A 21,222-nucleotide genomic window follows, 5' to 3' on the forward strand; every position below is an offset into this window, starting at 1 on the left:
TATGACCACCGATATGATCGACCCCCTCGTCGAGCCGCCGGCAGCGCCGTCCAGCGCCGACCGCGCCGCGGACAAGTCGCTGTCCAAGTGGACGCTCTACACGCGCCGGTTCATGCGCAACAAGCCGGCCGTCGGCGGCGTCGTCGTCCTGCTCGTGCTGGTTCTCTTCTCCACGCTGGGTCCGCTGCTGTCGCCGTACGCCGTCGACAGCATGGACTTCCTCGCGCTGAGCCAGCCGCCGTCCGCGGCGCACTGGTTCGGCACCAACGGTGCCGGCAACGACACCTACACGCAGACGGCCATCGGCCTGCAGCGATCCCTCATGATCGCGATCACGGTCTCGGTGGGAACGACGATCCTCTCCGCGCTCGTCGGTACCGCCGCCGCGTACTTCGGCGGCTGGTTCGAGCGAATCGCGCTGCTCGTCATCCACTTCATGATGGTCGTGCCGACCTTCCTCCTGCTGTCGATCATCTCGAACGACTCCGGCGGCGTGTGGTGGGTCATCGCGTTCGTGATGATCTTCGTCAGCTGGTTCTTCCCCGCTCGCATCATCTGGACGATGACGCTCTCGCTGCGTGAGCGCGAGTACGTGCAAGCCGCGCGCTACATGGGCGTCCGCGGCCTGCGCATCGTGACGCGTCACCTGATCCCGAACATCGGATCCCTGCTGGTCATCAACTTCACCCTCGGCATCGTCGCGGCGGTGACGACCGAGACCGGCCTGTCCTTCATCGGCTTCGGTGTGAAGATCCCCGATGTCTCGCTCGGCTCGCTGATCGGTGAGGGCAGCTCCTCGATCACCAGCTCGCCGTGGCTGTTCTACTTCCCCGCGTTGGTCCTCACCATGCTGACCGTGTCCATGGCGCTCATCGCCGATGGACTGCGCGATGCCCTCGATCCCACTTCGGCTGCAGGAGGCCGCGCATGAGCCCCGTACTCTCCGTCCGCGACCTCAAGGTCAGCTTCGCTTCCGAGGCGGGCCGCGTCGACGCCGTGCGCGGCGTCTCCTTCGACCTCGAAGCGGGAAAGACCCTCGGCATCGTCGGCGAGTCAGGCTCCGGCAAGTCCGTCACCTCTCTCGCGGTGATGGGCCTGCTCGATGAGAACGCCAAGGTCTCAGGGTCGATCGTGTTCGACGGCCAGGAACTCCTGGGCAAGACCGACGCGCAGCTCTCCACCATCCGCGGCAACGGGATCTCGATGATCTTCCAGGACCCGCTGACCTCTCTCACCCCGGTGTACACGATCGGCGCCCAGCTGATCGAGGCGCTGACGGTGCACCGCAACCTCAGCATCAAGGAGGCGACGGCGCGCTCGATCGATCTCCTCAAGCTGGTCGGCATCACCGAGCCCGAGAAGCGGATGAAGTCCTTCCCGCACGAGTTCTCGGGCGGCATGCGGCAGCGCGTCGTCATCGCCATCGCGATGGCCAACGACCCGAAGCTGATCATCGCCGACGAGCCCACCACGGCTCTCGACGTCACGATCCAGGCGCAGATCCTCGACCTGATCGAGAAGGCCCAGGCCGAGACCGGTGCCGCCGTGATGATGATCACCCACGACATGGGAGTCGTCGCCCGCACGGCCGACGATGTGATGGTCATGTACGCCGGCAAGCCGGTCGAGCAGGCGCCGGTGCGCGAGCTGTTCCACCAGACCCGCATGCCCTACTCGATCGGTCTCCTCGGTGCCATCCCTCGTGTGGACAAGGCGGAGAAGGAGCCTCTCACCCCGATCAAGGGCAACCCTCCCCTGCTGATCAACCTGCCGGATGCCTGCCCGTTCGCTGACCGCTGCCCCATCGTCATGGACGCGTGCCGCACCAGCGAGCCCGAGCTCCTGCCGGTCCTCACCGGCGGCGGCGAGGAGCACCGTGCAGCCTGCATCCGCGCGAACGAGATCACCGACGGCGGCCTGCTCGGAGGTCTGCCCGTGTACCCCGTTCGTGAGGCACCCGAGAGCCCGCTGACCCGGCTCCCCCGGGAACAGCGACCGATCACCCTCGAGGTGAAGAACCTCACCAAGACCTTCCCCCTGCTCAAGGGTGCGTTCCTGAAGCGCAAGGTCGGCGAGGTGCACGCGATCAAGGGCATCAGCTTCGACGTGCGCGAGGGAGAGACCCTGGCCATCGTCGGCGAGTCCGGCAGTGGGAAGACCACGACGCTCCTCCAGATCATGGACATGGTCAAGCAGACCGAGGGCGACATCGTGATCGCGGGAACCAGCGTCAACGACATCCGCAGCCACAAGGTGGAGCGGGCGCTGCGCCGCGACATCCAGATCGTGTTCCAGGATCCGATGGGCGCCCTCGACCCCCGCATGACGGTCGCGGACATCATCTCGGAGCCGCTGTCGGCCATCGGTACGCCGAAGGCCGAGGCGCACAGGCGTGTCAAGGAGCTGATGGACCTCGTCGGGCTCAACCCCGCGCACAGCGACCGCTTCCCGCAGGCGTTCTCCGGTGGACAGCGTCAGCGCATCGGCATCGCCAGGGCGCTGTCGACCAACCCGAAGATCCTGGTGCTCGATGAGCCGGTCTCCGCGCTCGACGTGTCGATCCAGGCCGGCGTCATCAACCTGCTGGACGACCTCAAGGTCAAACTCGGACTGTCGTATCTGTTCGTGGCCCACGACCTGTCCGTCGTCCGACACATCGCCGACCGGGTCGCCGTGATGTATCTCGGCGACTTCGTCGAGCACGGCGACGTGGACGATGTCTTCGACAACCCGCAGCACCCGTACACCAAGGCCCTGCTGTCGGCGATCCCTGTGCCGGACCCCGACATCGAGCGCACCCGCGAGCGGATCGTGTTCGATCCGGCGACCATGTCGGCCCGCCCCGCTGCCTCCTGATGAGGAGCGCATCACCGTCCGGTAACGGTTAGCCCATATTCACTCGCCGCCCGGGCAATCGGGGATTCGGCGAACTATTCTCCCCTTATGACACGCCGCAAGGCGAAAGGAGCACCATGAAGCAGTACAAGCTGATGGGAGCGCTGGCACTCACCGGCGCTTTCGCACTCGCGCTCAGCGGGTGCGCTACCGGCACCACCGGTGGTAGCGACAAGGGCGACAGCGGCGAAGCAGCCGGTGTCGAGATGGCGAACTACAACCCGCAGCCGCGCGAGAACCTCAAGGAGGGTGGCACGGTCAACTTCGCCATCCGCGAGGTCCCGCCGCAGCTGAACTCGTTCAACAGCGACGGCAGCGCCGACACCGCGCGCATCGCCGCGTGGTACATGCCGCAGATCATCCTCATGAAGCCGGATGGCACGCAGTACAAGAACGACAACTACCTCTCCGAGTGGAAGAACGAGGTGAAGGACGGCAAGACGGTCCTGACCTTCACGTTCACCGACGAGGCGCACTGGAACGATGGCACCGACATGGACTGGACGGCCATCGACGCCACGTGGAAGGCCAACCGCTCCTACGACGAGGGCTTCAACCCGAACGCGACCGACGGCTACAAGGACATCGAGTCCGTCGAGCAGGGCGACACGGCCAAGACCGCCATCGTCACCTTCAAGGGCGAGTTCGCCTGGCCGCAGATGCCGTTCAACGGCGGCGTCATGCACCCCGCGCTCGCTGACCCGACCACCTTCAACGAGGCGATGATCGAGAACCCGCACCCCGAGTGGGGCGCAGGTCCGTACACGATCAACGAGTTCGACGCCAACAAGGGCTACGTCTCGTTCAAGCCGAACCCCGAGTGGTGGGGCGATGCACCTCTGCTCGACGAGGTCACGATGACCGGCATGGACGCCCAGGCCGGCGTCAACGCCTTCAAGAACGGCGAGGTCGACATGGTCGAGACGGGCTCCCAGGAGCTCATCGATCAGGTCAAGGACGTCGACGGCGCCGTGGTCTACCGCGCGCAGCAGACCGCCAACACCATCCTGCAGGTCGACTCGACCAAGCCGCAGTTCGAGGACGTCAAGGTTCGCGAGGCGTTCTTCAAGGCGATCAACATCGATCAGCAGAAGCAGATCGCTTGGAACGGCCTCGGATACGAAGAGGACCCGGCCGGCTCGCTGACCCTGTTCTCGTTCCAGCCCGGCTACTCCGACTCGATGAAGGCCGCCGGCTGGAAGTTCGATGTCGAGGGTGCCAAGAAGCTCCTCGACGAGGCCGGCTGGACGGAAGGCTCCGACGGCATCCGCGAGAAGGACGGCGTCAAGCTCTCCGTCGTGTACCCGATCTGGGCTGACTCCGCGACGCAGAAGGCCCTCGCGCAGTCGCTGCAGGCTCAGGAGAAGGCGATCGGCATCGACGTCAAGGTCGAGGTCCGCCCGGCCAGCCAGTTCTCCGAGGACTACACCTCGAAGAACTGGGATGTCTCCGGACTCCGCTTCACCTCCTCCGACCCGTTCGGTGCCGCGTGGTTCTGCCAGCTGTACTGCTCGGACTCTGGTCTCAACCTGTCGGGTGTCGGTGACGCCGAACTCGACGCCGAGATCAAGGACAAGGTCGAGTCGCAGAGCGACCCCGAGGCGCAGACCGCTGCCGCGATGAAGCTCGAGCCCGAGATCTACAAGCGCTGGGGCCTCATCCCGCTGTACAACGGCCCGCAGATCTACACCGTCAAGGAAGGCCTGGCGAACCTCACGCCCGAGCCCTACGTCGGTCTCGACCTGTTCGGCATCACCCCGGTCGAGAACGTCGGCTGGGAGAAGTAACACTCTCTGACACACATCGTGTCGAAGCGGGGTCGGTGGTTCATCCACCGGCCCCGCTTTCTTTATGCTGAACCCGTGAGCGCCCAGATCGTCTTCGTGCACGGCATCCGCACCTCGGCCACCATGTGGCGTTCGCAGGCTGCCCACCTCGAAGAGCGCGGCGCCGCGTTCACCGCCTTGGATCTGCCGGGTCACGGCACCCGCATGCAGGAGGACTTCACCCTTCACGAGGCGCTGCACACGATCGACGTCGCGGTGCGCGCCGCAGCCGAGAGGGGTCCGGTGCTCCTGGTGGGGCATTCCATGGGCGGCCTGCTGTGTCTCGCCTATGCCGGCGGGACAGAGCGTCCGCCGGTCGCCGGGCTCATCGCCGCCGCCTGCACGTCGCTCCCCCGCGGCGCCGGTCTTCGCGCCTATCGCCTGTTCGCCCGGGCCGTCGATTCCCTCCCCGACCGCGGGATGTGGCTCACCAGACGGATGCTCGAGGCCACCATCCCCCTCGAGACCCGATCCGACTTCGCCGCAGGCGGGTACGCGCTGGACACCCAGGACGCCGCGCTTCGCAGCCTGGCGGCACTCGACATCGCCGCTGCGATCCCCCGCATCACGATTCCGCTCTGGTTCGTGAACGGGCAGTACGACCAGCTGCGGCTCAACGAATCGCTGTTCCGACGGCTCGCACCGCACGCCGAGCTCATCATCGTGCCGCGGACGACGCACCTCGTCACCGCGATGCGACCGCAGATCTTCAACGCTGTGCTGCAGCTCGCCATCGCCACAGTGGAGCGGGATGTCGAGGGTGACCTGGAGCGGGACTCCTCGACCTCATGACGTCCTGACCGGCTGGCGCGCGAAGGCCGTGAGCAGCCCGCCGACGAGGGACAGCACTGCGGCCGCGACGAACACCAGCCAGAAGCCGCCCACGAGCGCGACCAGCCCCGCCCCCAGCACCGGTCCGATGAGCTGCCCGAGAGCGGCTGTCACGTTCACGATCCCGAGATCCCTCGCATGGTCCTGCTCGTCCGGCAGCAGGTCGGCGGCGAACGCGAGGCCCACCGTGGAGAACGCTCCGTAGCCGAGCCCCATCAGGGCGGCAGCGACCATCGTCATCTCGAAGGTCGGCACGAGCGCTATCGCCACACCCGAGGCCGCCTGGACGACGGTCGCGGCCACCGTGAGCGTCCGCCGATTCCCGGTGCGGTCGGAGACGATTCCCGTCACCACCGAGGCGATGACCACGAACACCGTGTAGACGACGATGAGCAGCAGCAGGTTGTCCTGCGCCACCGCACTCGGCTGGCCGAGGCCGTGCAGCAGGAAGAACAGGAACAGCGCGGTTCCGAGCGCGTTGCCGACATTCGTCACGAGGCGCCCGGAGAGCATCCAGGCGAAGTCCCGATCTCGCAGCGAGGCCAGACGGCGTCGTCCGATCTGCTTCGGTCGCATCGCCTCCGTGGTCGGGGGATCCGGCAACAGCAGAGCGGTGGTCGTGCCGACCACCGCGATGATCCCCGCGAGCAGGAGATACCCCTCGTGGATCCCGAGGCCGAGAAGGACGACGAGCCCCACCCCGACCACGATGCCGACGGCCTGGCTGGAGCCGACGGCAGCAGAAGCGGCCCCACGCTGTGTCGTCGGCAGCTGGTCGGCGATGAGCGCGGTGAAGGCCGCCGACGACACGGCGACGCCGATCGACACTCCCACCCAGCCGGCGCCCACGGTCCACGGGTTTTCGGCGTAGCCCGTGAGCACGAGACAGGCCGCGGTGAACAGTGCGCCGCCCACGGCCCACGGGCGACGACGGTGGCGTCCGGCCGCCGCACGATCCGAGAGCGCACCGGCGGCGGGGCCCGCGATGATCCCTGCGAGCCCGCCGATGCCGAGAACCAGTCCGGAGGAGACGACACCACGGATCCAATCGTCCTCCGGGGTATCGAGCTGCAGCGGCAGCAGCAGCTGGACGGGCGTGAGCTGCACGGTCCAGATCGCCAGCCACGCCAGCGTGAACAGCGACATCCATCGCGCCCCCGCCCGCACCGTGCGAGCGCCGGCGACCTCGGTCACCGCTTCTCCCCCGTCCCGGCCACCTGTGCAGCCGCTGCACGCGAGCTCGCGATGACCTCTCGATACCAGTCGTACGACGCCTTGGGCGTGCGCTCGCCCGTATCGAAATCGACGTGGACGAGACCGAAGCGCTGAGTGTAGCCGTCGGTCCACTCCCAGTTGTCCAGCAGGGACCACACCGTGTACTCCTCCACCGGCACCCCCGCATCGATCGCATCGCCGACGGCCGCGATGTGCTCGGCGAGGTAAGAGATCCGGTCGGCATCGTCGACGCGGGCGGCACGGTCGGGCTCGGGGAACGAGGCCCCGTTCTCACCGATGATCACGGGCGGCAGCTGCGGATGCCGGGCGTGCAGGTCGATCAAAAGATCGTGCAGAGCGCTCGGCATGATCGGCCATTCCGGACCGAACCCGGTCACCGGCACTCCGGGTGTGGGCACGATGTCGAACGGGATCGGGCTCTCCTCCGCTGCTGCGGTCACCGTGGTCGGGTTGTAGAAGTTGATGCCGTAGAAGTCGATCGAGCGGCCGATGGCTTCGAGGTCACCGTCCTGCACAGGCATCGGAGGCAGGCCGAGTGCTTCCAGGTCGGGGTACGAACCGGCGAGGAGCGGCTCGCTGAAGACGCGGTTGTGGATCAGGTCGTAGATCGCCGCCGCTTGGTGGTCCTCGGCGGTGTCGCGCAGCGGCAGGACCCAGGTGTGGTTGTTGACCAATCCGACCGATGCGGCACCATGCTCGCGCAGAGCGGCCGCCGCCCGAGCGTGGGCGAGCAGCTGATGGTGCGCGGTCGGCAGCGCGCCGAAGAGGAGCTGCTTCCCGGGTGCCAGCGCACCGACCGCATAGCCTTGGAGCGTCGTCATGGCGGGCTCGTTCAGGGTGTACCAGTGCTGCACACGGTCGCCGAGACGATCCGCCACGATCGCTGCGTAGTCGGCGAAGCGCTCCGCCGTGTCCCTCTCGAGCCAGCCGCCGCCCGCTTCGATTCTGCTCGGCATCTCCCAGTGGAACAGGGTGGGAAACGGAACGACTCCCGCGTCGAGGAGAAGATCGACCAGACGGGAGTAGTGATCGAGCGCCACCCCGTCGCCGCATCCGAGGCCGTCCGGCTGTACGCGGGCCCAGGGGATCGAGAACCTGTAGCGATCGAGCCCGAGCCCGGCTGCGAGAGCGACGTCGGCCTCGGGGTGTCGATAGCTGTCACAGGCCGGGTCTGCGACCGAACCGTCGAGGATGGCTCCCGGCCTCTCGAGGAAGTCGTCCCAGATCGATCGTCCTGATATCCCGGTGGGGCGCGACCCCTCGATCTGGAAGGCCGAGGTCGCCGCGGACCAGCGGAGCCCTGAGGGCAGGGACGAACGAGAGGACTCGGGCGTCATGTGGGCTCCTTGACATCAGTGTCGGGATAGTGATGATTCTGCACCCGGTACCATCGAAAGCGCGACGGCGTCTCGTGTTCCCGTCGCCGTTTCGCGTCAACAGCCCGTCTGCTGGTAGACTCGACTCTTGGCTTGCGTGTGGGTTCTTCCCTCACGACCGCTGTGCAGCAGCCCTCTTCTGCTGCCGGCATTCCGAACACTCCTGTACAGAAAGCGTCCACACGTGGCAAACATCAAGTCGCAGATCAAGCGCAACAAGACCAACGAGAAGGCGCGCGAGCGCAACAAGGCCGTGAAGAGCGAGCTCAAGACGGTCATCCGCACCACTCGCACGGCCGTCTCCGCCGGCGACAAGGCAGCAGCAGAGGCTGCCCTGAAGAAGGCCGCCGTCAAGCTCGACAAGGCCGTCAGCAAGGGTGTCCTGCACAAGAACCAGGCGTCGAACCGCAAGTCGGCTCTCGCCAAGCAGGTCGCTTCCCTCTGAGCCGAAGCTTCTGAGAAAGGCCCGTCCCGTCATCGGGGCGGGCCTTCTTCATTGCCTCGGAAAGGTCATCGCCTCGGCGAGCCGGACGGATCCGGAGGCGATCGGCTACTCCCCGAACGGCTGACGCGTGGCGATCACGGTGACCATGCGCTCGAGCGCGAAGATCGGGTCACGAGCGGCACCCTTGACCTCACCGTCGGCCCTCGCCGTGGCCTGGATCGCCATCCCGAGCGAGCGCTCGTTCCAGCCTGCGAGGTCGCGGCGGGCACGATCCACCTGCCAGTCCTTCATGCCCAGGCGCTGAGCGAGCTGGCGGCTCGGCTCGCGGTTGCCGGCGACACGCGCCATGGTGCGCAGCTTCATCGCGAACGCCGCGACCATCGGCACGGGGTCGGCGCCCGATGAGAGCGCATGGCGGAGGGCGATGAGGGCCTCACCGTAGCGACCGGCGATCGCCGTGTCTGCGACGACGAAGGCCGAGACCTCGACACGGCCACCGTAGTACTTGGTGACGATCTCTTCGGAGATATCGCCCTCGACGTCGCCGATGAGCTGCTGACAGGCCGCAGCGAGCTCGGTGAGATCGTCGGCGAATGCAGAGACCAGAGCGCGCAGAGCGGGAGGCGCGATGCGCTTCTTCGCCGCACGGAACTCGCCGGCGGCGAAGTCGACCCGGTCGCTGTCGCGCTTGATGGCTGGGCAGGCGATCTCGATACCGCCGCCGTTCCCGGCGCGAAGCGCGTCGAGAAGCTTCTTGCCGCGCACGCTGGCGCCGGTGTGGCGAAGGATGACCGTCGCCCCCTCTTGCGGGTTGTCGAGGTAGGACACCGCCTCCTGGATGAACGCATCGGAGCATTTCTCCACACCCGAGACACGTACCAGGCGGGGTTCTCCGAAAAGCGACGGCGAGGTGAGAGAGAGCAGCGTTCCAGGAGCGTAGTCATCGGCGCGGACGTCGCTCACTTCGAGTGCAGGGTCTTCGGCCCGGAGGTAGTCGCGGACACCGGCGATCGCTCTCTCGGCACAGACCTCTTCCGGGCCCGACACGAGCACGATCGGGGCGGGGTGCGGCTCGCGCCAGGAGACCTGAGGAATCTTGGTGGGCTTCGCGCCGCCGCGGGAGGGGGTTCGCGAAGCTGCCATGGATCCAGCCTACCGGCGGTGGCCGACATGGCTCGGACTGTCACCGCCCCACCTGTTCCGTCCAGACCTGCAGCTCGCCGTCCCGGAGGCCGAGCAGGACGCGTCCCTGCTCGTCGGTGCGCAGCACATGCGCGCCGGTCGCGGCCAGGAGGTCGAGGGTCTCGGAGCGTGGATGGCCGTAGTCGTTGTCCGCTCCGACGCTGAACAGGGCCACCCGCGGCTGGATCATCTCGTACAGGCCTGGCTCCTGATCCGCGCTGCCGTGATGAGCCACCTTGACCACGGCGTACGGCGTCAGCCTCGCTGAACGCTGCAGCATGCGCTGAGGGGCTGCGGAGAGGTCGCCGAGGAAGATCGAACGCGGCACTCCTCCCCCGTCGAACTCCATCACGACACTCGCGTCGTTGCCTTCGGGGAACGCGACGGACTTCCGCAGCGGCCAGAGCACTCGCCATGCCGCCTCGCCGAGCATGCCGTGCTGGCCCGCCGAGGCCTCATCGACGCGCGCGCCTCCCGCGACGAGGTCTTCGAGAAGACGTCGATCCGACTCTTCGGCGACCGGTCCGTGCAGAGCCGCGGAGACTCGCCCCTGGACAGCGCCTATCCCGCCGACGTGATCGAGGTCGAAGTGGGTGAGCACGAGAAGGTCGATGCGCTCGATGCCGAGCGATCGCAGGCACGCGGAGAGAGGCTCAGGATCGGGCCCTACGTCGATGAGCGCGACCTCGGTCGCCGAGCGCACGAGCACTGCGTCTCCCTGTCCGACATCGCATACCGCGATGGCCCACCCCTCCGGAGCGGTCGCCGTGGCCAAGGGACCGTCGAGGAGCACACGGGATCCGGCCAGCGAAAGAACGACCACGAGGATCGCCGCCGCTCCTCGCCTCACCCACACGCTCGCGCGCGCGATGCTCGGTCCCAGGTCACGGGCGGGTGCCCGAATCAGCACGATGGCGACCGCCGCACTCACCACGGCAACCAGAAGAGCACTGCCGGGCCCGGCAGGCACCAGGACCTGCGCGCCCGGCAGTCGCGCGGTCGTGGCGGCAGTCGTCGCGATCCAGGCCGCCGGCAGCCACGCCGAGGACGCGAGCAGATCAGCGAGCGCGGGCAGTGGCGCCGAGACGCACGCGAGGAGTCCGATCACTGTCGCCAACGGAGCCGCCGGAGCGGCGATCAGGTTCGCGGCGACGCCGATCAGCGACTGCTGCGGGGCGAACAGAGCGATGATCGGCCCACACGCGAGCTGCGCCGCCAGCGGCACAGCGACGGCCAGGGCGACGGGATGGGGCATGCCCCGGCTCATGCCCCGCGCAAGCGGTGGAGCGAGGAGGATCAACGCGCCGGAGGCGACCACCGACAGAGCGAACCCGGGTGTCGCCGCCAGCCATGGATCCGCCAGCAGAATCCCGGTCGCGCACAGGGACAGCATGCCGGCGCCGGCGCTCGGCCTGCCCAGGAGCACCGTGAGCATGCCCACAGCCGCCATCACGCCTGCCCTGATCACGCTCGGCTCAGGAGTGACCAGGACGACGAATCCGGCAAGCCCTGCGAGGGAGAGCCCGACGCGCATCCCCCGCCCGCCGCCGCACACTGCCGTGAGCCAGAAGAGTGCCCCGACGACGATCGCGCAGTTCGCACCGCTGACGGCGGTGAGGTGGCTGAGGCCGCTGATGCGCATGTCGTCGTTGAGTTCGGTCGAGACCGCGCGGGTGTCGCCGACTGCCAGTCCGGGCAGCAGGCCGTCGCCGGGCTCGGGAAGCCTCGACGAGCGCTCGATGAACGTGTGCCTGGCTCCGGCGGCGACGCCGAAGACTCCGGCGGCCGGATGCACGACCTCTGCCTCTGTCGCGTAGAGCATGAGGGCCGACCGCTCCCCCGCATCCGTCGCCGCCGCCTCTCCGACGACCCGTACCTCAGCGCCGAGGTCGAACCCGTCAGCGGGCTCCACACCGACCCGCAAGGGGACCGACAGCGACCGTTCCTCCCCACGCGGGCCGATGCTGCTCGCCTGAGCGTCGAACCACAGACGCCCGTCCTGCCCGACCGCTGCGGAGGACGACACGATCGCGGTGATCTCCACCACCCGCCCGGCCGAATCGACCGCTTGCTCGCGCGCCGGCATCGACAGGCCCACGGTCACCGCCATCGCCGCCATCACCGCGAACACCAGCACCACCAGCCCGAGATGCGATCCCGATCGGCCTCGCCGCCGTCGCACCTCGACGCCCCCGAGTGTGAGGAGCCCGCCGAGCGCACACCCGAGACCCACCCACCATGCCGACGACGGCCACAAGACGCAGACCAGCGCCGACGCCCACGCGCTCGCCGCCAGCGTGAGCATCCGTACATCCCGACCACTCACCGACGCGTCATCCCGCCCGCGGCGGTGGCACTCGGGCTCTGCGACGACGGCATCCGGCCACGCTAAGACGTGCCCGTGACGTCACTGCGCTGAGAAGACGATCAATCGGAACAATCTCGTCATCGTGGCTGCCGTGCAGACCGAGTGGCTGCGAGACAGACCCGCATCGCGCATCCGGCGCCGCACAGTGCGGCCAGCAGGAAGACCGCGCCGACGACGATCGCGCAGTTCGCCCCGACTTTTCCGAGCTAACTAAGTACTAGAGGATTCGTTCGAGATCACGCGCAAGGTCGGGGTGCTCACCCCGACACGTCGGGCGACAGGGTCTGGTGTGCTCGCTCAACCTCAGGCGCGGCCGACCCCGATAGCGTGGTCCGAGCTACGGGGTCAGCGAGAGACTTCAGACTGCGACCGCTTGGATCGGCTGGATGCGCCAGCCGCTGACGGAAAGACCAGGCACAAACTCCCACTCGTCCCGGCAGACGTCGCATCGGATCCACACGTCGTGCTCACGGAAGCCGGGGACGTTGTCGTGCTCTTCGACGATCGTTCCGGCTCCGCAGGGGCAGCGGAACGCGTACCTCTCCGTGTCTCCCCCGCCGGCGCCCCAGCCACCGTGGTCGGAACGGCTTGATTCGGAGAGCTCCGTCCGGATTCCGTTCGACAGCGGTGAGGTTTTCGCCCAGTCGATGATGGCGCTGCGGGCCGCGTCGAAGAAGTCGTCGTCAGCACCGACGCCGTAAAGGATGGCGAGCATCTCCTCCGGCTGTCGGGCGACGCCGTGGTCTCCGTCTCGCACACCGGCCGCATAGTCGCCGGCGAGGCGCTCTCTGGAGTCCTGCGCGCCGCGCGCACCGGCGGGGTCAGCTTGTGCAACGAGCCACTCGTGGAAGGGGCTCGTCAGAGGTTCAGCGTGCACGTCGATGCCGTCCCACCGGCCGGGTGCTTCGCCCGCGTCGCGGTAACGCTGCAGAGCGTCCTGCAGGTACAGGTATCCGGGCGGACGGTGGTGGTGTGCGCGGACGTTGTCGCGTGACGACCCGGAGGTGCGTCGCATGCGTCGCGCGTACTCCACCTGTGCGGGGACGAGCCCGAAGTTCGCGTTGAGGGAGAACTCGCCGGGGCTGCTCTCCGCGACGGGGATCCCGAGCGCGGCTGCTGCCAAGATCGCTTGGCCGTTCGCGACGTAGGAGAAGTCGCCCAGGTGTTCGCCGAGGAACTCTTCCGCTGTGTGCTTCAGGTTGTAGGAGTACGCGTCGCTCTGCGGCTCGGCGGTCTGCGTGAACATCCGCAGCACTTCTGCCGTCAGAACCAGCGCGAGGTAGTCGTCCTCGGTCGTCACGGGGAGCGCTCGCTTCTCCGCCGCGTACAGACCGCTGTCACCCAGGTGAGTGACACGCTCGTCGGTCTCGAGCTCCTGTCCGTCGCTGTCGAAGTCCTCCACGGGCTCGGAGAGCATCCGGTGCTGGGTAAGGACCCGGATCATGTCTCGGGCGCAGATCCGCTCGCCGAGGATGCCTTGGGCGAGCGGGTGCTCCATCAGCCGGAGCGCACGGGTGTACTTCATGCCGGAGTAGGTGCTCCAGGCGCGGGCGTCGCGTTCGATCTCGCGCGAGCGCGCGGAAGTAGCGGTTTTGTTGTTCATCTCGATCTCCATCAGATGCCGTTGCTCGCGTCCCACGTCCGCAGAGCCGGCATCAATGAAGAGAGAACTCAACAAGAAGGGCACTGCATCTGGATCCGCCACGGTTGTCCTTCGAGGCCAGGATCACGTGGGGATCCCGACTCGGAGATGAGCAGTCCAGACCGCTCAGGACATCAACCATACAGTGAAGCGGCGCACACGTCACGCCTTCGGCGCGTGCATTCGCTGGCTTCGGTCGTGCACCGCGTACTGAGCCGTTCCTGCCACTGCGTGCCGTGTGGCGCGATCATGCAGGTATTGGGCTTCGTCACCGCACCGCTGCGCAATGCCGTTGCCGGCCCCCTCCGCGCCGGAGCGCGCTCGATCACCACGGGTCTTCGCCGAGCGACATCCCGCCGCGGCCGCGGCTATCCATAGAGTTTCGACCGATCGTTGGACGTTCGTCTTCCTGGGGCGTATCAGAGTTAAGGGCACTTCAACAGCCCGCCCACAGAGGAGAAGACATGACATCAGAAGAAGAGAACGAGGAGATCCAGAGGCTGGTCGAGGAGTACAAAAAGGAGCAAACGCAGGATCTCCTGAGAGACCTGCGGCGGATCGGCTGGCGCGCTCGCGCGATCATCCGCGTTCTTGGGAACCGCGGGGTGGACGCCGGCGTCCTCGAAACTATGGAAACCCACCTCGACATTGGAGGCGAAGCCATCCGGCCCTTGATTGAGGATTGACCCGTCTGCGCACCCGACGCCGCCGGGCGGGTTCTACGCGTCTGGCGGTTCGTCGTGGCGCAGGTAGGCGTCCACGCACAGTTGCAGAAGCAGCGCACGGCCGGAGTGCACCTGCTCGATATCAACGTCGCCGTGTCCGTCGAACGACCCCAAGTCCTTCTCGACGCCTTTCCAGAATCCGTCGATTGCCGCGGCGATCTGAAGAGCGTCAGTGAGGATGGTCGCGTCTGGTTCACGGTTCACGTCGACGATGAACCCGGCGAGGCCGTGGGTGAGGTGATGACGGTGGGCGTAGATCTCGGTGAGCCGGTGACGTTGTTCGGGTGTGATTGCTTCAGCGTGCTGAAGCCACAGCGCCGACGCGTCGAACGGTTTGCCAGGCGCCAGGGACAGAACGGTTGCCTCGTAATTTCGCTTGCTGGCCGCGTCGATCCACTCGCCCTCGCCGAACAGATCACTGAAACCAAAGAAGCCCTTCACGTCCGCGAGTACCGACTGTTTGATCAGCTCATGCACCAGCTGCAGGAGGGCAGAGAACATGAGGGTGTCCCGGATCCGCGCTGGCGCGAGCTTCCGCGTCAAACGTTCGAGCGAGTCATCGTCCACAGGCATGCGCTCTTTCACTCACACAGCAGTAGTGGCTTCCACCCTCAGAGACGGGCTCGCTCCACTCATCGACCGATCCGTTCGAACGCGAAACCCTCAGCCTCCGCCAACGGCGTGACCGCTTCCAGGATCTCGGCTCTGACTTCGCGGAGAGCATCACGGAACCGCTCGAACTCGGGAATCCCGCTCGTCACGGCGATGTCATCGATTTGGATGTCGCGAAGCTTGTGAAAGAAGGCCAGAACGGCATCCTCGGTAGCGCTGATCGCCGTACCCAGTAGCGACGACGTTCCGTGGATTGTGGCTCGCATCTGGGTCAGCTTGTGTCTAAGAGCATCGAGAGCGAGTCGAGCCTCACGGGGAGACTCGTACATGATGTCGACGTACATCACCCGGTGGGAGTCGAGCCACATCAGGAACTCGCGGGCTGTGTCGTGGGAGCGCCGGATGCCGCCCAGTTTCAGCAGGCTCTGTTCCAGGTCTAGGCCCACGAGGCTGGACACGAGTGTCTCGTGTGCACGCTTCCACTCCAGCAACAGACTGCTCGCGTAGGCATCCGAATCTGCGTCGACACGGATGTGACAGGGGACACAAAGCCAAACGGCGTTGCCCTCCGAACCCCGCTCCAGCCTGGTCCCGTCAGGGAGGATGACCTCGTCTTCACGACGCGGCCCCTTGTCTCCGGCAGCGAGAATGTGAGCGGCTTGAGCGATGGCCCGGGGCTTTCCCTTCTCCGTCACAAAGCCCGTCAGACGAAGGCATTCGGGATTCGAGCACACGTACATGGCTTTTCGAGCGACGACAGCGCGGGTGTCATGCGTGAACTCCACGCGTTGAGTTGCCTTCTTGTCAGCCATAGGTCCTTCGTTCATTCTCGATTGGCCATCGGTTGACACTATCGGGGGCCGGTTCGGCCCGCTCGCCGGCGCCCCGCACATCACGAGGCGCGATTGCCGAATAGTTGAGCGTGGCCGCAGCTGCGGCAACGCCACGACCTCGATGCGAGCGGCGATCGCGTGCACGAGGAGAATACACCCCCCTGCGGTTCGCAGCGGGTGTTACGGCGCACTGTTGGACTTGTGCGCGAACTCGCCGCCGCGCAGGTTCCCGCGTGGCTGTCGTGCGTCTGCCTTCATGACAGTGCTCCTTAACCATGCATGGGTGCGGCGCGGAGTCGCCACACCCACACGAGTGCGGCGGAGGTCGAGTCCGCCACGGTTCATCCGCGTGAATCACGCTGAACCGCTCGAAGTGCGTGTCGAGGGATCAGACTGCAGTAGCGCAATGTGACATCAGACCCGCTGCGGATACACCTCGCCGCCTAACGGCTCAAGTCTCTAATACGAACGTGAAGGGCTAGACGTTTGAAGTTGGGAAGGTGTCGCACATCAACTGAAGGTCGGTATCGAGCTGATGAAGCGGTGCCAGAATCTGTTTTAGTAGAGCCACTTCGGTAGCGGGCTCACTTCGGCTGCGCACAACGGCGTGCGACGCAGGATTCCTTTTGTCGGCCAGATTCTCCAACGAACTCATCAGCACCAAGGGCAACTGGCTTTCTCTGACGCCCAATGGGAGCACTAGTGTTCGTAGGTCGTCACTGCTGATTCCGTGGCTTCTCTTCACAGCTTTTGAGTAGAGCGCGAAGGCCGCCGGTGCCTCCGAAAGATCCTTTACCGCGTCGAGTTCGTGAATGTGCACGGGACGTGGTTGCCGCCGATCCTGGAATCTTGCCCAGATTACGAGTGCCCGGCCGGTAGAGGTCGGCCGGCTCTTCGTCAGACGATCGGCACCTGATGAGGCGATCTCAAGGCATCGCTGCTCAACGTAATGCTCGAGCGCGGCACTCGCTAGAAGTCGGTACGCGACTGCGTTGAGGAAGTCGGCCGGCGTATAGAGGTTGTAGTCAGATCGCGTGACGATGAAGTTGGCCTCGAGCTCCGAGAGTCGCTGCTCAAATGACGTAAGCAGGGGCGAAGACATGGCGCCGACTCAGGGGAGAATCGTCCGCGCGCGGTCAACGATCTCGAGATTGTGGCCGAGTATCTTTTCTACCTCAGCGCCGTACGCGACGATCCTGCCGCCCGTTGCTTCTCGCGTCTTCGTCGTCGTCACGAGACTGTCGTTGAACATCCGGTCGTCGACGCAGAGAGTCTGAAACGCATCACGAATCGCGTCCCGGTTGGTCGCGAACTCATCATCCATTATGGACACATCGCCAAGGACAGCCGTCATTAGGTCGAAGACCGCGATGTTGAACCTGCGGATGTAGCCATCCTCGCCGTAGCGGAGGAAGGAATCCTTCTCCGTAAAGACGTCAAATGTCCGCCTAATCGCCAGTTCGCACCGCTCCGCGACAGTTTCGAAGTACGCCTCTCCGTCAGACGTCCAACGGGTCGCGCCCGCGATGCATGCATCGTCAAGGAAACCGCGAAGATTGCCCCGGTACGCCTCGATGTTTTCAAAGAACGCGGTGAATCGAAGAAGCATCTCGGCATCGCGCATGCGGAAGTCTTCCCGCTTGATTCGTCTGGCCCTTTGGATCTCCGTGCTCGCTGCCGAACGCTCGTTGATCCACTTGGTGAAGTCGCTGGGGTAGAGCGCCTGCCGTAGCTCCTGAGGCGACAGAGACAGGCTTCCCTGGTTGAGACGCAGGAACACTTGATAGAGGACCGCAGGGTTCTTCCAGTTGCGCACCACAATCGTGCGGACCGGCTGCGCGAGGAAGTTCTCTGTCTGTGCCTGATGCAGCAAGGACGATGTCATGTCGTCGAAAGAGAGTCCCTCAAGTTCGGTTGCGAACTCGAGCTTCTTCAGGCGGAAGGGCTTGAATGTGTCGTCCGGTGCCGCGAACTGCTTGAGTGTGACAAGCCGCTGCTTCCCGTCGAGGACGATGAAGCGACCCTTCCGTTCCTTGTCCTCCGCCAGCACGATCTGAGGGACGGGCAAGCCAAGGATCAGAGACTCGATGTAAAGGCTCTTGCGGTCGATCGACCATGCATCGCGTCGCTGGAAAGTTGGATCGATGTCAAACGTCGTACCGATCCGCTCTAGGAGCGATTGAACGCTCCAATCCAGTGTGTAGAGGAGAAGGTCGGACAGATCATTGGTGGACAGCTCGTCGCCACCTCGAATCTCGTCTTCGGGTGACTCGTCCGGGATCTCTTCGACCAGGTCTGCAACCGTGGGATCAGTCATGACCCTAGGCTAGCGGCGGCGCAGCCGCGCTTGACTCGAATCTGCAACATAACTCGGAGACGGGAAGCGCCTCCTGGCGGCAAAGGAATCGCGGAGCGATTCCGCGGCAGCCGCGCCGCGTGGGCTGCGCGTGGGCTGCGATGTCCGACGGATCTCGCTAGATGGTGTTTGGCTCGCGGACGGCACGATCCCAGACCTACCCCGATGGTCAGCCCCGCTCTCGCCTTCGCAACAGGCACGTGGCCGCGGCTGCGGTCCCCACACGATAAGGGGCATTGTTGTGTGGGGACCGAGGGTTCGCTCGGCGCGACGGTCCTGCGGCGCGAACGACTTTCATCTGGGCGCCGCGAGTAGTCCCCCGGCGCGATGCCGCTGAATCATGCGCATTCGAATGCTCCTGCACTTAAATCGACGGATGCGGGGCCTGCTCCGCTCCCGCACGGGCGCACGGTGATCATCAACTCGCCTTCGGCGGTGCATTTGACTCATATCCTGAAGCCATGACGCCCTCCCCTATTGTTCCTCCCGCCGCTGAGCAACCGATCACGCATTATGATCCAGCCTCTCGAGATGCAGCTCTCCTTCGTTGGTCGCTGTACATGGCTGACAACGGTCGGTGCTACCTCTGCAGCAAGACGACTCCGTTCGTGAGTGTTCAGGTGGACCATCTGATCCCGAAACGGTTGAAGCCTGCGGATTTCAATGACATCTGGGAGCGGCTGGGCGGCGACCTCCCGAACTTGGGTCCTCATCACATCTCGAACCTGCGAGCTATCTGCTCCGACTGCAACTCGTCGCGGGTGAAGGGAGCCTCGACGCTCGCGGAGGGTTATCTCGCTGCGCAACTCACCAACTCTGCCCGCATCAGCAAGCTTGCGTTCGCCGTGCAGTCGAGAATGCGGCGTGACCGGGCGGTCGGCGAATCTGCCGTGAAAGTCACCAGCGCGGCAGATGACGAGGACTTCCGCGTGCTTTGGGAGGAGGGTCTCAGCCAAGCCCTGATGGGCACGCTTCACATGGCCGCGCAGGCAATCGAGCCCTCCTCGGGCGCAGAGTCCCTCGTTATGGCGGGTGAGACCGCAGTGATCCTACGCACGAGCATGTCTCCGGACGCGGCTCGGTTGATGGGCGCAGTCCAACTCGTAAGTGGCGTCCCGCTCGTCAGGATCACCGAGAGCCTGATCCCTGACGCAGTCGAAGTTGTTGCCGAGCGCCATCGCGAGTTCGCAGAATCGACGTTCCCAGATCTGCGTGGCGCGAACTCCGGCACCACGGACTGGTCCACAGCCACGTTCATCGTGACGTGGGAGTCCGCAACTATCGACGAGCAGATCTGTGTCTGTCGTGCAAGTGTTGCCCTCGATGGCGAAGTAACTGCCCCAGTCTCACTGCAGTCCGAGAACGGAGACGAGCTGATCGACATAAGTGGGCCCGAATGTGTCGTTGACGGATACGCCTTCTTTGAGGTCACAGTCGGAGTAGGTGATGGCGTGTATAACGTTGCCCTTCAGGACGAGAGTCTTGCTCCGTCGAGGAAGGATTCACAGCCCGCCTAGCGCGCCGTCACGCTACAACAAAAGTACTGGGGACTGCTGACGGTTTGGTTGACTCGTCTTGTTTGGGGTTTTCAGGCCGCGTGAGCGGCTTGTGTGTTGATTATCTCGAACTCGATCGGGGTGCGCCTGCCGAGCCGTCGTTGTCGCCTTCGGCGGTGGTAGGTTCGCTCGATCCAGGTCACGATCTCGAGGCGGAGTTCTTGTCTCGAGTGCCACGTCTTCTTGTTGAGGACGTTCTTCTGCAGCAGCGCGAAAAACAACTTCATCGCGGCGTTGTCTGCGCATGCGCCGACGCGGCCCATCGATCCGGTGATCCCGCTCTGGCGCAGCAGCTCGACGAACTTCCGTGACCGAAATTGCGATCCGCGGTCCGAGTGCAGCGTCGTCCCGACCGGGTCGCGGAGCGCAACGGCATTGCGCAGCGCGGCGACGGCGAGTTCCGCGGTCATTCGAGAGTCGAGCGAGTAACCGACGATCCGGTTCGAGTGGACGTCTTTGATCGCGCAGAGATACAGCTTGCCCTCGTCGGTCCAACGTTCGGTGATGTCGGTCAACCACAACTGATCCACCCGGGGTCGCGGTGAAGTCGCGGATCACGAGATCGTCGTGGACGGGAGGTCACGCTCTCCTGTTCAGGCCGCGTTTCTTCGAGAACACGCTCCAGAGTCGCTGCTCTGAGCGCAGTCTCCACACGCGCCGTTCCGACGCTGCCAGCCCGGCCTCGGCTTCGATCTCGTCAGAGATGAACCGATACCCGAACGCGGGATCGTCGCGGTGAAGATCGACCGCGGCGTTGGTGAGGTGAGCGTTATCCCAGTCCCGTTGCGAGACGGGGTTCGCACGCCATCGGAAGAATGCTTGCTTGCTGAAGCCCAGCACCCGGCAGGTCACCGCGACCGGAATTCGGTCAGCGACCAGTTCGCGGACCAGCGGGAACATCATTTGGGGAGTGATGCCTGCGACAGATAGGCGGCCGCTCGGCGGAGGATCTCGTTCTGCTGCCCGAGCAGTCGGATGCGTTTGCGGGCTTCGCGCAGCTCGGTCGCGTCGGTCTGGGTCACGCCGGGCTTGATGCCGTCTTCGGCGTCCGCGATCTTGAGCCATCGTTGCAGGAACGACTCGGAGACACCGAAGTCTTTCGCGATCCGGCTGATCGGGGCTTCGCCTCGACGCGCGACCGCGATGACGTCGTTCCGGAACTCTTTGGGGAGTACTTTCGGCACGGTGACCATCCTTCCGTGAGAACCGAAATCCTCACAGCGTTGGAGTCAACCAAACCGTCAGCAGTCCCCTTTCCTCTTTTCTGCGACCGTCCGGCAAGCCGAAAAGCCTTGTGAACACGACTTGGGACGACTGTTGGCTCACCCTTGCACCCATC

The 21,222-nt window shown here is 65.3% G+C and carries 16 protein-coding genes and 1 pseudogene; 7 read left to right on the plus strand and 10 right to left on the minus strand.

Translation table 11 applies throughout. The annotated features are described in order from the left end of the window. Position 1: 1 nt before the first annotated feature. From F6W70_RS09610 to F6W70_RS09625, 4 genes are all read left to right on the plus strand, one after another. Entirely contained in the window at positions 2-931 is a 930-nt protein-coding gene (locus F6W70_RS09610; RefSeq protein WP_055867651.1) for an ABC transporter permease, read from the plus strand. Further along, on the plus strand, positions 928-2,856 hold the full coding sequence (locus F6W70_RS09615; protein WP_127482259.1) for an ABC transporter ATP-binding protein: 1,929 nt from the start codon (positions 928-930) through the stop codon (positions 2,854-2,856). The genes F6W70_RS09610 and F6W70_RS09615 overlap by 4 nt, the downstream gene beginning before the upstream one ends. Positions 2,857-2,972: 116 nt before the next feature. Continuing rightward, positions 2,973-4,682, plus strand: coding sequence for an ABC transporter family substrate-binding protein (locus F6W70_RS09620; RefSeq protein ID WP_055867645.1), 1,710 nt, complete (start codon positions 2,973-2,975; stop codon positions 4,680-4,682). A 75-nt stretch (positions 4,683-4,757) separates the two neighbouring features. After that, positions 4,758-5,513 carry an alpha/beta fold hydrolase gene (locus tag F6W70_RS09625; protein ID WP_151486481.1) on the plus strand — a complete coding sequence of 252 codons (756 nt, stop codon included), beginning with the start codon at positions 4,758-4,760 and terminating at the stop codon, positions 5,511-5,513. Here the strand turns inward: F6W70_RS09625 and F6W70_RS09630 are convergent. After that, positions 5,508-6,746 (minus strand): MFS transporter, encoded by a 1,239-nt coding sequence (locus F6W70_RS09630; RefSeq protein ID WP_151486482.1) that lies wholly within the window; start codon positions 6,744-6,746, stop codon positions 5,508-5,510. The genes F6W70_RS09625 and F6W70_RS09630 overlap by 6 nt on opposite strands. Beyond that, positions 6,743-8,125: a glycoside hydrolase family 1 protein gene (locus F6W70_RS09635; RefSeq protein ID WP_151486483.1), complete on the minus strand. Its 1,383-nt coding sequence runs from the start codon at positions 8,123-8,125 to the stop codon at positions 6,743-6,745. Before F6W70_RS09635 ends, F6W70_RS09630 begins: the two co-directional genes overlap by 4 nt. 223 nt (positions 8,126-8,348) lie before the next feature. Here F6W70_RS09635 and rpsT point away from each other — a divergent pair, with 223 nt between their 5' ends. Further along, positions 8,349-8,609, plus strand: a complete 261-nt coding sequence (rpsT, locus tag F6W70_RS09640; protein ID WP_017830351.1) for a 30S ribosomal protein S20 — start codon at positions 8,349-8,351, stop codon at positions 8,607-8,609. A 105-nt stretch (positions 8,610-8,714) separates the two neighbouring features. Here the strand turns inward: rpsT and holA are convergent, their stop codons facing one another. From holA to F6W70_RS17970, 3 genes are all read right to left on the minus strand, one after another. Beyond that, complete coding sequence (holA, locus tag F6W70_RS09645; RefSeq protein ID WP_055867635.1) at positions 8,715-9,752, minus strand: DNA polymerase III subunit delta; 1,038 nt, start codon at positions 9,750-9,752, stop codon at positions 8,715-8,717. A gap of 40 nt (positions 9,753-9,792) precedes the next feature. Next, on the minus strand, positions 9,793-12,096 hold the full coding sequence (locus F6W70_RS09650) for a ComEC/Rec2 family competence protein (protein ID WP_151486484.1): 2,304 nt from the start codon (positions 12,094-12,096) through the stop codon (positions 9,793-9,795). Between the two features lie 421 nt (positions 12,097-12,517). Continuing rightward, entirely contained in the window at positions 12,518-13,762 is a 1,245-nt protein-coding gene (locus tag F6W70_RS17970; RefSeq protein ID WP_318278849.1) for a hypothetical protein, read from the minus strand. Between the two features lie 503 nt (positions 13,763-14,265). Between F6W70_RS17970 and F6W70_RS09660 the strand changes: the two genes are divergently transcribed. Then, positions 14,266-14,487: a hypothetical protein gene (locus F6W70_RS09660; protein ID WP_151486485.1), complete on the plus strand. Its 222-nt coding sequence runs from the start codon at positions 14,266-14,268 to the stop codon at positions 14,485-14,487. Positions 14,488-14,520: 33 nt separating this feature from the next. Here the strand turns inward: F6W70_RS09660 and F6W70_RS09665 are convergent, their stop codons facing one another. The 4 genes from F6W70_RS09665 to F6W70_RS09680 all read right to left on the minus strand — a co-directional run bounded on the left by F6W70_RS09665 (position 14,521) and on the right by F6W70_RS09680 (position 18,288). Further along, on the minus strand, positions 14,521-15,099 hold the full coding sequence (locus F6W70_RS09665; protein WP_151486486.1) for a hypothetical protein: 579 nt from the start codon (positions 15,097-15,099) through the stop codon (positions 14,521-14,523). Between the two features lie 59 nt (positions 15,100-15,158). Beyond that, positions 15,159-15,950 (minus strand): DUF6650 family protein, encoded by a 792-nt coding sequence (locus F6W70_RS09670; protein WP_151486487.1) that lies wholly within the window; start codon positions 15,948-15,950, stop codon positions 15,159-15,161. A 499-nt stretch (positions 15,951-16,449) separates the two neighbouring features. Beyond that, positions 16,450-17,073, minus strand: a complete 624-nt coding sequence (locus F6W70_RS09675; protein ID WP_151486488.1) for a hypothetical protein — start codon at positions 17,071-17,073, stop codon at positions 16,450-16,452. Positions 17,074-17,082: 9 nt separating this feature from the next. Further along, positions 17,083-18,288 carry a DUF262 domain-containing protein gene (locus tag F6W70_RS09680; protein WP_151486489.1) on the minus strand — a complete coding sequence of 402 codons (1,206 nt, stop codon included), beginning with the start codon at positions 18,286-18,288 and terminating at the stop codon, positions 17,083-17,085. A gap of 500 nt (positions 18,289-18,788) precedes the next feature. On the opposite strand from F6W70_RS09680, the gene F6W70_RS09685 reads away from it, so the two are divergent. Further along, positions 18,789-19,844, plus strand: coding sequence for an HNH endonuclease (locus tag F6W70_RS09685; protein WP_151486490.1), 1,056 nt, complete (start codon positions 18,789-18,791; stop codon positions 19,842-19,844). 71 nt (positions 19,845-19,915) lie between these two features. Here F6W70_RS09685 and F6W70_RS09690 read toward each other — a convergent pair. Further along, positions 19,916-21,067, minus strand: a pseudogene (locus tag F6W70_RS09690) (IS3 family transposase). Positions 21,068-21,222 lie beyond the last annotated feature (155 nt).

Source organism: Microbacterium maritypicum (assembly GCF_008868125.1).
Lineage (GTDB): Bacteria > Actinomycetota > Actinomycetes > Actinomycetales > Microbacteriaceae > Microbacterium > Microbacterium maritypicum.